We start from the raw sequence: 12,995 nt of genomic DNA on the forward strand, positions 1-12,995 counted from the left end.
TGAACGGCGGAGGCCGGGGCGGTGGAGTCAGCGTTCCTCGGTCCCGGTCTCCGACACCTCGACGCGGTCTTCCCGTGCCACCACGGCCCCTTCGGGGGTGGTCTCCGAGGTCTCACCGGTGTCCGGATCGTAGCCGTCGGCCCACTCCCCGGTCCCGAAGTCGAAGCCGACCGGTTCGCCCTCCTCATTGGTGCGCTGGTACCACTCCGTGTAGCTCTCGTCGGTGGAGTCGATGCCCGCCCCGGCTCCGTCCCCGGGCCGCGATTCCACGACCTTCAGGGAGAAGTCGTCGCCGTAGCGGTCCACCCCCTCCGTCACGGCGTTGTCCATCGCCGTGTCGATGTAGTGCATGCGCAGGGTGAGGGGATCGGTGCGCAGCTCCCTGAACCACGCGACGACGGCGAGGACCAGCACGAGCGCGAAGGGCACCGCCGTGACGATCACCAGCTGCTGCAGGCCCGTCAACGCCGTCGCGTCGCCCAGAAGCAGCATCACGATCGCGATCCCCGACATGACCAGGCCCCAGAAGACGACCACCCACAGGCGCGGGTTCTGGTCCCCCTGCGTGGTGAGCATGCCCATCACCACCGACGCGGAGTCGGCGGCGGTGATGAAGAAGATCGCGAGCACCACGATCACGACGAAGGGCAGCCACTCCACGTACGGCAGGTTGTCGATGAGGGCGAAGAGCACCTCGGGCGCGGGCATGCCCTCGGTGAGACCGGGGGCGCCCTCCCGGTACATCCAGATGGAGGTTCCGCCCATCACCCCGTAGGCGACGAAGAGCAGCGAGGACGGGATGATGATCGTGCCGAGGGTGAACTGGCGGATGGTGCGGCCGCGGGAGATGCGCGCGAGGAAGATGCCCACGAAGGGCGACCAGGAGATCCACCACGCCCAGTAGTAGACGGTCCACAGCGACTGGAACTCCTGCGTCTCGGGACCCCACGAGAGCGATCGGCCCATCATGTCGAACAGGGAGCCGAAGTACTCCATGACCGCCGAGGGCAGCAGGTTCAGGAGGAACAGTGTGGGGCCGAGGAAGAGGAAGACCGCGACGATGCCGATCGTGAGCACGATGTTCACGTTCGACAGGAGCCGGATGCCCCGTGCGACGCCCGAGACCGCCGAGACGACGAAGCCGACGGTCAGGACCGCGATGATGACGACCAGGGTGTTGTTCGTGAGGTCCCCGGCGCCCGACACGATGCTGACGCCGGAGCCGATCTGCATCGCCGCGATACCGAGGGCGGCGGCGGTGCCGAAGAGCGTGGCGATGATCGCGAAGATGTCGACGAGCTTTCCGGCGAAACCCTCGGTGAGCCGTCGGCCGAACAGGGCGCGGAAGATCGAGGACATGAGCAGGGGACGGCCGCGGCGGTAGGCGGCGTAGGCGACGGCCCCGCCGACCAGCGCGTAGACGGCCCACGCGTGGAAGCCCCAGTGGTAGTACATCTGAGCGAGCGCCGTGTGCATGGCCTCGACCGACTCCGGCTCGTTCGTCAGCGGAGGCGGTGAGATGAAGTAGCCGAGCGGCTCCGAGGGCCCCCAGAACAGGACCGCCACACCCAGCCCGGCGGCGAACAGCATGGCCGTCCAGGAGAACGTGCTGAACTCGGGCCGCTCGCCGTCCTTGCCCAGCGGGATCCTCCCGTAGGGCGAGAACGCTATGCCCACGGTGGAGACGAGCACGACGATGGCCACGACGTTGAACATCCAGCCGAGGTTGTCGGTCGACCAGTAGAACGCCGTCTCGGCGACCGCGGCGACGCTTCCCGGCGACCAGATGCCCCAGACGACGAAGGCGACCGTCAGCGATCCGGCGACCGCGAAGACGAGCCAGTCGACCCGGTAGCTGCGGCGCTGGTCGTCGATCGAGATGCCCGGGACGAGGACCGGGTGTGTGTCGTGGGGATACGTGGGGTGCTGGTAGTCCAGGCTCCCGAGCGCGGTGTGGCCCGTCCGGCTCCGCGACGCCGAGGCCCGGTCCTTGCCTTTCTCGTCTTTGTGTTCCTTCCTGCGACGGCTCGTTTGCTCTTTGTCTTTATGTGGTTTTTCGGGCATGGCGAACACAGCCTCACGAATAGTGGAGCAGGGGCGCGAACCGTGCCCGGGGGCACGAACGCACGCCGGAAAGGTTGATGAAAAGGGTGGGAGAACCGACGACCATGTCGCCTGGACCCGGCGGAACTAGCAGCCGCTGCCGCCGGGCGTGCCACCGCACAATACGTGTGCCTCGCCGCGTACGCGCTGATGCTGGGAAGCTCCGATCACCGTTTGCCGCGATGCCGATCGGATGTCCCGGAGGGCTCCTGGCCGCGGCTCACCGTGCCTGACCACGGGCTGTTTCCGGGGCTCACCGTGTCGGTCGGGTCGTGGGGCGGCCGGGTCGCCGGGTGCGGTTCGGGCCGTAGGTCCTCTTGTGAGCCCGGATCCGGGTCGGCCTTCCACCAACGATGCGAATTTCGACATAAGCGACGACAATAACTGTGGCGTGGGCAGTTGTCAACCGGAAGGGCGAAAACTCGGTGCGTCGATCGGATGGCGCGTTCGCGGTCGAGGCTTTTTTCTTGGTTCTTCTTGTCGGTGAATTCCTCTGCGGGGTCAGGTGTGCGCGTTTCCTTCGGGCCGCTGTGGCGGGCTTGGTCATCGTTCGCCTCGCGGGCCGGGCGCCGCCCGGTCGCCTGCCCGCCATAACGGTGAACGCCATCGTCGGCAGAGGTCGGATTCCGTACTCCGGCCCCGCCCCGGAGTGCGCGCCGCCGGGTCCCCTGTGTGGGTAACGTCCATAAGCGAACAGGGTTCGGATCGACGGCGTGCCGGAACTGCCGGAAGGACAGGGGGCCGCAGTGTCATGGGTCGGACGGATCGCCGACGCCGTCGAGCGGCGTCCGAGGAATGTCGACATCGCGTGGGATGTGGTCGAGGCGCGCCTGGGCACGGCGCTTCCCGCCGACCACAAGGAACTCTGCCGGTGTTCCGGCGCGGGGGAGTCCAGCGGTTATGTGCATGTGTACGGTGCGCCGAGGGCTGTGCCTGCGAGGGGGCCGGTGGGCGTGTGACCAGCTTGATAGACCCCTGGCCGCTGGATCTTCGGATGAGTTGCCAGACCGACGCTCCCCCTCTTCACCAGAGCGAACACCGTCATGTCTCGAGCGCGGAGGAATGGGCCAAGGTCGAGTAGCTGCGATTCCCTCCTACAACGAAACGCGCTCACCCCGGGCCCGACGCTTCAAGTACTCCTGCTCGAAGCGAGTCCCCCTGACACGCCGGCTTCCGGGGTAGTGGTTGTAGCCGCGGTACTCGCGGCCACGAGCGGTTACGGCGTAGGCGCCAAGCCAGAACTGTTCCGACTCCTTGCCGGCCTGGTATCTGGAGAAACCGGCGAGTGCGGTGCTCGGAACCTCCCGACTCGCATGGCCTCGCACCGTCAGTGGAAACTCCACCTCTGGTGCTGTGATTCTTGCCAGATCGACGCCCGTCTCGCGTGGTGCTCGGCGGAGAACGAACCCGGCCTCGGCGATCACCAGCGGCGCCGGAAGTTTGTTCCGGATGCTGAGTCGGTAGGTCTCGGGTTCCTCCCACGGCCTCCAGAAGAAGTCCCACGGCGCTGCTCTCGGGTCGGGGGAGCGGCCCGAGAAGCTCCAGCCGGGGCTGACGCTCGCATCGTTGGGTCCGTGCGATTCCCCGACGTTCACGATCTGGATCACGTCACCGTGCACCACGCCAGCTTGCACGACTGGCCCGTGAGGATCTCCGGTGAGGTGGTTGCTCGTCTCCATACGTACATAGTGGTACGCCTCGGAGGTTGTCGGATCGAAGGGCTGACGTGCGGCCGGACACGTGGGTCCAGGGTGTGCCTATCAATCTTGGACGAGTGGACCTCACACGGGGTTTCTCAGCCCGATGGGTGCGTTTGACTGAGGTTGAACTGAAGAGCGCGTATGGAGCACACATCGCCCAAAAAAAGCTGTGAGGTCCTTTTGCGGGATCCTCGTGCACTCCGTCTGAGCTGGGTTTTCGTGGCGTACCCGGCAGGGTTCGAGCCTGCGGCCATCGGATGAGAATTTCGCTGGATACGTACCGTCACGTGTCGCTTTGCAACCGTCGGTCCCCTACCATCCGATCAGCCGTGCCGTCGGATGCCGTGTGGTGACGCCCGGTGTCGTCCCAGTCCGCAACTGCGGAGCGCGAACGGAGCGCACGCCGGCCCCTGGCGGTATCCGATGGCACCTCGCGAGGTCCTGGTGCGCTGCGGCGGGTTCTCGCGCGAGTCCGTTGAGTGGCCCTTTCGGTCGCGTCTGTCGTGCGTGTGCGTCTCAGTCCTTGGCGAACATCCCGTGGGTGAGCAGCCGCTGGTTGGCCGCGCTGCGTTCGGCGACCACCGAGGGGTCGAAGACTGGTGTGTCCAGGCCCGGTCGCATCACCGGTTCCAGGAGCATGGGGCCCAGGACGAGGAAGAGTACCTGGTAGGGGGCCCACCGCTCATCCGTGCCGCCCATCGTCGAGAGCCGTACCCGTACCCCCTCCAGCAGACGGGCGAAGAGGCGGGCGCTCAGGTCGCTGCCTTCTGCCAAGGCGCGGCGGAGGTATTCACGCCGGATCGCGTCCGTTCCGAACAGCCTGGCGCTGGCCTCGCCGAAAGCAGCGAGGCTCTCCGGTGCGCCTTCCCGCTCGCCGATGTCGGAGAGGACCGTGTCGAAGGCGTCCAGGACGTCCTCGTCCACGGCCTCGCGCAGTTTCTCCTTGGAACCGAAGTGGTGCCGGACCAAGGCGTGAGAGACCCCGGCGTCGGCCGCGATGGCGCGGAGCGAGGTGCTGGAGAAGCCGTGTTCGGCGAACAGGCGCAGCGCGGACATCCGGATGCGGGCCCGGCCGGTGAGATCGGCACTGTGCGTCATGGGCGCACAGCCTAGCCGTCCCACCGGCGGGGCGCCGTTCACAGCACCCGGCGCAGGTAGGGGGTTCGACTGGCGCCCCAGGCCAGCGCGAAGCTCAACACCAGGCCACCGACGGCGGACAGGGCGAAACCCTCCCACGGGCCCGCGGCCAGGGCACCCGCCGTGTACTGCAGGGCGACGACCACTGGAACGTGGACGAGGTAGACGGTGAAGGCCAGCCCCGCCAGGGCGAGCGGCAGCCGACTCGGCCGGGCGGCCCACCGGCGGAACAGCACGAGCAGGCCGATGGACAGGGAGACGCACATCAGCGTCTCCACGGTCGACCACAGCAGGGAGCCGGTGTTCCAGCCGCCTGTGGTGTACCACCTGTCCAGTTCCTCACCGAAGGCCAGGTGGGCTCCGGCGAGCACCGTGCCGAGGGTGAGCCAGGCATACCCCGCGCGGTCGGGGAAGGCCGTGAGCCAGCCCTGCCGGTAGGCGAGGAGGCCTGTCACGAAGAAGGAGGACTGCAGGGCCAGGTCGCCGGGCTCGGCTTGGATGAACTCCAGGAGCGGGACCCAGGTGTCCACGGGATACCAGACCCGCAGTGCGAAGGTCGCCAGCGCCACCAGGGCCACGAAGAGCAGGATCGCGGCGGTCGAGGGGGCCCGGGGAGCAGTGTCCGTGGAGGAGGGCGCCCGGCTGCGCAGCCGGGCCGTCAGAGCGCGCCACAGGGCGTACAGGAGGGCATAGACCAGCAGGTGCTGGATGAACCACAGGTGGGCGAACTGGCGGTCCGGCCAGATGGGGCCGGACCAGCCCTGCGGTCGATCGGCACCGCCCATGTAGACGTCGGCGTAGTAGGCGGCGAAGCCGAGGTCGGGGTGAGGACGGAAGTTCAAGTAGTAGGCGTACATCAGGACCGGGACGACCACCAGGAATCCGACGAGGACCAGCGGCAGGAACCGCCGGAAGCGGTCGCCCAGGAAGGCCTTGGGGCCCTTGTGGTCGTAGGCCGCCGGGACGAGGTAGGCGGAGATCAGGAGGAAGAGGCTCATCAGAAAAGTGCCCGCGACGAGTGCGGCGTTGGAGAGCAACGGCGCCTGGGCCTGGTCCTCGAAGTACCACCAGTCGGCGGGGCCGTAGGGCTGTGCCGCGTGGAGGAGTACGACGAGTGCGATGAGCAGGAGTTTGAGGTGGTCAAGGTAGTACAGCCGACCGTTGTCGGCCTGCGGGTACTGTCCAGCTGGATTCTTTACTGTCCACATGGACAGTACGCTAAGCGGGCGTGTTGACGGCTGCCAGGGGTTCGCGTTGATATCAGGGAATTCTCCGGGATCTCCCTTGGGGTGCGTGGGCTGTCGGTGCTACGGCCTCAACGGCGGGCTGTCACCCGGGCGGGTTGGTGGAGTTGGCGCCCAAGAGCGCGGCGAGCCGCCGCATGCTCGTGCTGGACCACACCACCACCGGGGTGTTGCGCCGTCACCAGTGGCATCAGCAGAAGGAGGCTGAATCTCATAGTCGGGTGTGGGATGCGCGCGGGTTCGTTTCACCGCTGTGCGGGGTGGTCCGCTGGCTCCTCAGCGGTTGTCCCGGCTGTTCCGGAAACTGAACACGGAGAGTGGGTCGCCGCCGGTGCGGTGGCACGATCTGCGCCACGGTGCGGCGACGTTGGCGCTGGCGGCGGGGGTGGAGCTGAAATGTGGTGCAGGCGATGCTGGGCCATGCCAGCATCGTGCTCACCGCGGACACCTAGTCCGGGGCGCATCCCGCGCAGTGCTGTTGCCGCCCCTGGTGGCGTATCCGCGAGCCCCGCGCCGGGGTGCCCTTGCGCGGCACAGGGCGGAGCAGTCCATGGGACTGGCCAGGGACCAAGGCCGAGGGCGGGACCGCGGGGGCGCAGTAGACGGGGCTGCGGCGCCCCCGGCCGACCCCTCAGAAGCGGCTGCCGGGCCTGGCCACGCTCACCGGGCCGGAGAACCCGCGTGCCGCGTGCAGGGCGCCCTCCTCCCACATGCCGGGGTCGGCGAAGTGGGTGAGGACCAGGTGGTCGACCCCGGCCTCCGCGGCCAGGTCACCGGCCATCGCGGCGGTGAGGTGGCCGTGGCCGGTCAGGGCCTGGTCGTCGGCCTCCAGGTAGGTCGACTCGCACACGAACAGGTCGGCCCCCTCGGCCGCGCGCACGACGGCCTCGCAGTACCCCGTGTCGGAGGAGAAGGAGACGACTCTGCCGCCGTCGGGGTCCTCGAACCGCAGCGCCGCCGAGGGGACGCTGTGGTGGGCCCGGAAGGAGCGGAAGGAGGCTCCCGCCGCCTCGTAGCGGGTGGTCCCGTCCATGGCCATCTCCCTGGGCTCGAAGGACTGGGCGATGGGGCTGTTCATCGTGGGCAGCGTCGGGATGCCGAAGACCGCGTCGAAGGCGGCCAGGCGCTCTGCCTCCCCCTCCGGGTAGTACAGGGGGATGCGCGGCAGGACCTCGGGGAAGGTCCACCGGTAGGCCCAGGCCATGAGGTCCAGGCTGTGGTCGGCGTGCAGGTGCGTCACCACGATCCCGCGCAGCCGGTCCAGCCCGTAACGCGCACAGTAGGCCAGCAGGGACCCCGGCCCGGCGTCGACCAGCAGGACGCCGTCGTCGGTGTGCAGCAGGTAGCAGGAGGCGGGACCCTCCGGGGTGGGAGCGGTGGCGTTGGAGCCGAGGATTTCGAGTTCGAGCACGGGTTCCTCCGTCGTGGGGTGGTCCGGCGGCATCGGGGGCGGAGCCGGGGTGCTGCTCTCAGCGAGCGGTGCCCTCAGCGGGCGGTGTCCTCAGGGCACGTTGGTCTCAGGGCAGGCTGGTCTCAGGCCGCGGGAACGAGCAGGGTGGCGCGGCCGGGAACGACCGCCAGCGACACGGAGCGGCCGATCCGGGCGTCGGGCGGAACCCGCACGCCGAACACGTGGCCGTGCGCGTCGACCGTGAGGCGGACGGCGTCGCCGACGAACTCGGCGTGCGTGACCTGTGCGGTCACGGCTCGGGCGTCGTCGCGGTCGGTGACGGTGAGGCTGTCGTCGCGCAGGAGCAGGCGGGTGCGGCCGTGCCGGGTCGGCCCGGTCCGCAGGTCCGACGCGGGGATCCTCCACCGGCCGCCGAGCACCGCGGCCTCGCCCTGGGAGGGTTCGGCGTCCAGCAGGACCGCGTTGGCCAGGAAGTCCGCGACGAAGGCGTCGGCGGGATCCTCCCAGAGCTCCCGGGGCGTCCCGAACTGCACCAGGGACCCCTCGCGCATCAGGGCGATCCGCGACCCCAGGGACAGGGCCTCGCGCTGGTCGTGCGTGACGATCAGCGTGGCGCACCCCGAGGAGGAGAGCATGGCGGACAGCTCCCGGCGCAGGCCGCCCCGCAGCTGCGGGTCCAGGGCCGCCAGGGGCTCGTCCAGGAGCAGGACGTCCGGCTCGACGGCCAGGGCCCGGGCCAGGGCCACGCGCTGGCGCTGGCCGCCGGAGAGCTGGTCGGGCCGCCGCCCCGCGAGTTCGGTGAGCCGGGTCAGCTCCAGCATCTCGGCGACCCGGCGGCGCCTGCGGTCGGCGGGGAGCCGCCGGGCGCGCAGGCCGTAGGCGATGTTGCCCGCCACGCTCAGGTGCGGGAACACGGCGTAGTTCTGCGGGACCAGGCCCACGCCCCGGCGGGCCGGGTCCAGGTGCGTGATGTCGCGTCCGCCGAGGCCGATGCCCCCTTCGGCGACCGGGGTGAGCCCCGCCACCGCGCGCAGGGTGCTGCTCTTGCCGCAGCCGGAGGGGCCCACGACGGCCACGGTCTCGTCGGGCAGCACCTCCATCGACACCCCCCGGACGGCCTCGGTGTCTCCGTAGCGGATGGTCAGGTCGGACACGGTGAGGCCGGACGCGCGGGCGGCGTCGTCGGGCGTGGGAGCGGCGGGGTCGGACGCGCGGGTCCCGGGTTCACGGAGATCGGTCACGGAGTGCTCCTCAGGGCGTGCCGCCGGGCCAGCACGATGGCCGTCAGCACCGGGGCGACGAAGGCGATGAAGATGATCGACTGCGCGGACGCGGGTTCGAGCCTCTGGGTGGAGTAGGAGTCGAACAGGGCGAACGGCACGGTGGGCGTGGCGGGCGGATTGACGAAGAAGGAGATGTTGAACTCGCCGAAGGACAGGGCGAAGACCATCGTCATCGCCTGGGTGATGGCGATGAGGCAGCTGGGGACGGTGACCGTGGCCAGCACCCTGGCCGGTCCGGCCCCCAGGCTGCGGGCGACCTGCTCGTTGAGGCGCAGGCCGTCGTCGGCCAGCGCGGGCACCAGGGCGGCCAGGGTGAAGGGCAGCGTGAACACCACGTGGCCCATGACCAGCAGCAGCCCGCTGGGGCGCAGCGCCGCGTAGGCGCTCACCAGGGCGACGCTCAACGCGATGCCCGGCACGGCCAGGGGCACGTTGACCAGGTACCCCGTCAGCCGGGTCAGCGGCGAGGGGTGGCGGGCCACCCACCAGGCCAGCGGACCGCCCAGGGCGAGGTTGAGCACCACCACCAGCGCCGCCACGGCCAGGCTGCGGCCGATGACGGGAGCCAGCGGGGGCCAGGAGTACGCGAACCAGTCCAGCGTGAACCCGCCGCCCCAGGGGCCCTGGGAGAAGTCCACGCTGGTGGCCACCACCAGGGTCGCCAGGATCGGGACGAGGACGAAGGCGCAGACGGCCCAGGTGACGACGCGGTTCACGAGGCCACCGCCCGTCCGACCAGGCGGCCCAGGCCGCGGCCGAGGACCAGCGCGGCGACGGCCATGGCCGCCAGCAGCACCGCCAGGGTGGAGGAGGCGGCCAGGCGGTAGCCGGTGGTCAGTTCGTTGGCGACGTTGAGCGGAAGCAGGCGGATCCCCTCCGAGAGCGTGGCGACCGTGCCGTACCCGCCCAGGGCGATCGCCGCCGCCGTGCCCCCGGTCTCGATGAGCGCGGGCAGCAGCAGGGGCAGGGTGACCGTGAACAGCACCCGCACCCTGGAGGCGCCCAGGGTGCGGGCGCTCTCGGTGAGCGAGGGCGCAAGCCCGGCCGCGGCGGCACGCAGCGGCCCCAGGACCCGGGGCAGCGAGAAGTAGACGTAGGCCACGAGCAGGCCGGGCAGGGTGTAGGCCAGCCCCGCGAAGCCCTCCCACAGCGGCGCGAGCAGCCCGGTCCTGCCGTTGAGCACGATCGCGAAGAACCCGATGATGATGCCGGGCAGGGCGATGGGCAGGGTGAGCAGGGCGTCGGTGGCGGCCCCGCCGCCCCCGGCACGGTCCTGCCGTGCCTGGTGCAGGACGACGGGGACGGCGATCACGAGCGTGGCCAGGACCGCCACCCCGGCGACCAGCGCCGACGCGGCCAGCGACTCGCGCACGGCCGCCGAGGACAGGGCGTCGGCGTAGTGCTCCAGGGTGGGGCCCCCGTCGGCCGGGGACCGGCCCAGACCGAGGGAGTTGGCCACCAGCACCGCGACCGGGTAGGCGCTGAACAGGCAGACGAGGGTGAGCGCCGGGAGCGCCGCGGACCACGGGGGCGGTGTGCCGCGGCGCACGCGCGCGGTACCGGGGGACACTAGAAGCCGACCTCGCTCTGGTACAGGTCGATGAACTCCTGCTGCCGCTCGCCCTGTTCGAGGTAGTCGATGGTGATCGCGCGCTCGTAGTCGGACTCGGGCAGGACCCGGTCGGCGAGCTCCTCGGGCATCTGGCCGACCACCGGGCGCATGTACCCGTCCGCGAAGAGGCCCTGTCCCTGCTCGGAGAAGTAGAAGTCCAGCAGCTCCCTGCCGTTGTCGGCGTTGGGGGCGCCCTCGACCAGGCCGACGATGTAGGGGATCTGCAGCGAGCCCTCCTCGGGGATGACGACGCTGACGTCGGCGCCCTCGTCGCGGAGCTTGTAGCCGTTGAAGTCGGTGTCGATGAGGATGGGGATCTCGCCCTGGGCGACCTTGGCGGTGGCGGTCTGGGCCGAGGTGGAGGCGCCGTTCTCCTTCAGCTCGGCCAGGTAGTCCAGGCCCGGCTGCCAGTCGGACAGGTCGCCGCCGAGCGCGTGGTTGACCGCCGTCGCGGCGGAGTAGCCCACGGCCGCCTGGGTGGGGTCGAGGTAGCCGACCTTGCCCTCGTAGGCGGGGTCGAGGAGGTCCTCCCAGCTGCTCGGCACGGGCGCGCCGTCCAGGTGGTCCTCGTTGACGATGAAGGCGATGGTGCCGGTGTGGACGGCCGTCCAGTTCCCGTCGGGATCGCGCAGGTCCTCGGGGACCTCCTCCGCGCCCTCGGGCACGTAGGACTGCAGGACCCCGGCCTCCACGAGCTGTCCGGCGAAGGCGATGCCGGTGTAGGCGACGTCGGCGACGGGCGCGCCCTTCTCGGCCTGGAGCGCGGCCAGGGCCTGCCCGGAGTTCTTCGGGTCGTTGGGGGCCTGGATCCCGGTCCGCTCGGTGAAGGCGGCCAGGACCTCGCCGTAGTTGCCCCACTCGGCGGGGGAGTTGTAGGTGATGACGGTGCCGCCGTCGCCGGTGGCCGCGGCCGGGGGCAGGTCGGCGTTGCCGCAGGCGGTCATGGCGAGGACGGAGGTGATCGCGGCGGCGCTCAGGACGCCGCGTCCGCGGGTGAGGGTCATGGGGACTCCGGGTTCGGGGTCAGCGGTGCCCGCCGGACACCGCTGTGCGGAAGTGCGTGATTAAACGATTAATCAGTGCGGTGACCTGTTGTTTCGCAAACGGTGACCGGAGGCCGAACACCGGTGGAACAGCGTCCCGCGCCCTCGACCCGCCGGTGCCCGCCCCGAGCGGGCGCGCGGTACTTTCGAGTCCACGGTCACAGCCCCCCGAGGAGAGCCATGCCTGAACCGACCAAGCGCGCGACCCTGCGGGACGTCGCGGCGGGGGCGGGCGTCTCGGTCGCCCAGGCCAGCTTCGCCCTCAACGGCACCGGCCGCGTGGCCGCCGCGACCGCCGAGCGGGTCCGCCGGATCGCCGCGGAACTCGACTACCAGGCCGACGGCCGGGCCCGGGCGCTGCGCACCGGTCGGCGCTCCGCCTATGGCGTGGTGATCCGCAACATGCGCAACCCCTTCTTCCTGGACGTGCTGCGCGGCATGGAGACCGTCGCGCACCGCGAGGGGGCGCTCCTGCTGATCATGAGCTCGGACTACGACCAGGAGCGGGAGAGCGCCGCGCTGCGCAGGCTCGCCGCCGAGGCGGTCGCCGGGATCGCCATCGCGCCCATCGGGCGGCGCGACCGCCTCCTGGAGTGGATGGACCGCCACTCCCACGTTCCGGTGGTGGCCTTCAACTGCACACCCGAACCCGACCGGGAGGGCACCGCCAGCCGCCTGTCCACGGTCGGCCCCGACGACGAGGAGGCCGTCGCCCGGGCCGTGGCGCACCTTGCGCAGCGGGGCCACCGCGAGGCCACGCTGCTGATGGCCCCCGAGCACCTGGCCGCCGACTGGGGGCGCGAGGAGGCCTTCCAACGCCACTGCGCCGAGCACGGGGTGGCCGGTTCGGTGGCACGCGGACCCCTGGACTACGAGGCGGTGGCCCGCAGGTCCGCGGAGATGATGGCGCGCCCCGGGCACCGCGCCCTGGTCGTCAACTCCGACCACCTGAGCGCCGCCGTCTACGACGCCGCCCGCTCCCTGGGCCTGCGCGTGGGGCGCGACGTCAGCGTGGTGGGCCACGACGACCTGCCCACCTCGGCCCTGCTGGACCCCGGCCTGACCACGATCGCCGTGGAGCGCGAGGTACTGGGGGAGCGGATCATGAACCTGCTCGTGGAGGGCCCAGGCGCCGCCGTGCGGCTGCCCGTGCGCCTGGTGGAACGGGGGTCGGTGGCGGTCCTGGAGTGAGGCCGCCGACCGTTCCCTCCCCGCCGTCGCGGACCGCTCCCCGAGGCGGCGGGGACCTTCGCGGTGTTCCCGGCTTCAGCTGACGGCAGGGCCGACGCACGCGACGAGAAGCGGCTTCCCGCGCCCGTCCGCGGTCCTGCGGCACAGTGGAGGAAGCGGACACCGTGAAATCCGTCGGAAAAAAGTCACCGCGGGATGTCGAGAACCCGCGCGCGGCTCCGTCCCCGGAGTGAACACGGCCCGCGACGGGCCGCACCGCACCCGGCCCGCA

The 12,995-nt window shown here is 70.6% G+C and carries 10 protein-coding genes; 1 reads left to right on the top strand and 9 read right to left on the bottom strand.

What is annotated here, in order from left to right; genetic code table 11:
- Positions 1 to 27 precede the first annotated feature (27 nt).
- The 9 genes from UIS43_RS03205 to UIS43_RS03245 form a co-directional block, all read right to left on the bottom strand.
- Positions 28 to 2,064 (bottom strand): BCCT family transporter, encoded by a 2,037-nt coding sequence (locus UIS43_RS03205; protein ID WP_370012418.1) that lies wholly within the window; start codon positions 2,062 to 2,064, stop codon positions 28 to 30.
- A gap of 1,133 nt (positions 2,065 to 3,197) precedes the next feature.
- Positions 3,198 to 3,782, bottom strand: a complete 585-nt coding sequence (locus tag UIS43_RS03210; RefSeq protein WP_126624978.1) for a hypothetical protein — start codon at positions 3,780 to 3,782, stop codon at positions 3,198 to 3,200.
- Positions 3,783 to 4,319: 537 nt separating this feature from the next.
- On the bottom strand, positions 4,320 to 4,901 hold the full coding sequence (locus UIS43_RS03215) for a TetR/AcrR family transcriptional regulator (RefSeq protein WP_013152941.1): 582 nt from the start codon (positions 4,899 to 4,901) through the stop codon (positions 4,320 to 4,322).
- Positions 4,902 to 4,939: 38 nt separating this feature from the next.
- The gene (locus UIS43_RS03220) at positions 4,940 to 6,148 is read right to left on the bottom strand and encodes an acyltransferase family protein (protein ID WP_370012420.1); all 1,209 of its coding nucleotides are present in this window, start codon (positions 6,146 to 6,148) and stop codon (positions 4,940 to 4,942) included.
- Between the two features lie 667 nt (positions 6,149 to 6,815).
- Positions 6,816 to 7,595, bottom strand: a complete 780-nt coding sequence (locus UIS43_RS03225; protein ID WP_370012421.1) for an MBL fold metallo-hydrolase — start codon at positions 7,593 to 7,595, stop codon at positions 6,816 to 6,818.
- Between the two features lie 122 nt (positions 7,596 to 7,717).
- Entirely contained in the window at positions 7,718 to 8,836 is a 1,119-nt protein-coding gene (locus tag UIS43_RS03230; RefSeq protein ID WP_071622025.1) for an ABC transporter ATP-binding protein, read from the bottom strand.
- Positions 8,833 to 9,594, bottom strand: coding sequence for an ABC transporter permease (locus UIS43_RS03235; protein WP_013152945.1), 762 nt, complete (start codon positions 9,592 to 9,594; stop codon positions 8,833 to 8,835). The genes UIS43_RS03230 and UIS43_RS03235 overlap by 4 nt, the downstream gene beginning before the upstream one ends.
- A complete protein-coding gene (locus UIS43_RS03240) occupies positions 9,591 to 10,448 on the bottom strand; it encodes an ABC transporter permease subunit (protein WP_013152946.1) in 858 nt (285 codons plus the stop codon). The genes UIS43_RS03235 and UIS43_RS03240 overlap by 4 nt, the downstream gene beginning before the upstream one ends.
- Positions 10,448 to 11,494 carry an ABC transporter substrate-binding protein gene (locus UIS43_RS03245; protein ID WP_071622028.1) on the bottom strand — a complete coding sequence of 349 codons (1,047 nt, stop codon included), beginning with the start codon at positions 11,492 to 11,494 and terminating at the stop codon, positions 10,448 to 10,450. Before UIS43_RS03245 ends, UIS43_RS03240 begins: the two co-directional genes overlap by 1 nt.
- A gap of 219 nt (positions 11,495 to 11,713) precedes the next feature.
- On the opposite strand from UIS43_RS03245, the gene UIS43_RS03250 reads away from it, so the two are divergent.
- Entirely contained in the window at positions 11,714 to 12,724 is a 1,011-nt protein-coding gene (locus UIS43_RS03250) for a LacI family DNA-binding transcriptional regulator (protein WP_013152948.1), read from the top strand.
- Positions 12,725 to 12,995: the final 271 nt, after the last annotated feature.

It is taken from the genome of Nocardiopsis sp. LDBS0036 (assembly GCF_041228755.1).
In the GTDB taxonomy this organism is placed as follows: domain Bacteria; phylum Actinomycetota; class Actinomycetes; order Streptosporangiales; family Streptosporangiaceae; genus Nocardiopsis; species Nocardiopsis dassonvillei.

Excerpts from the sequence above, each read along its gene's own strand:
- UIS43_RS03205 (WP_370012418.1), bottom strand. The coding sequence starts at position 2,064 with ATGCCCGAAAAACCACATAAAGACAAAGAGCAAACGAGCCGTCGCAGG.
- UIS43_RS03210 (WP_126624978.1), bottom strand. The coding sequence starts at position 3,782 with ATGGAGACGAGCAACCACCTCACCGGAGATCCTCACGGGCCAGTCGTG.
- UIS43_RS03215 (WP_013152941.1), bottom strand. The coding sequence starts at position 4,901 with ATGACGCACAGTGCCGATCTCACCGGCCGGGCCCGCATCCGGATGTCC.
- UIS43_RS03220 (WP_370012420.1), bottom strand. The coding sequence starts at position 6,148 with ATGTGGACAGTAAAGAATCCAGCTGGACAGTACCCGCAGGCCGACAAC.
- UIS43_RS03245 (WP_071622028.1), bottom strand. The coding sequence starts at position 11,494 with ATGACCCTCACCCGCGGACGCGGCGTCCTGAGCGCCGCCGCGATCACC.
- UIS43_RS03250 (WP_013152948.1), top strand. The coding sequence starts at position 11,714 with ATGCCTGAACCGACCAAGCGCGCGACCCTGCGGGACGTCGCGGCGGGG.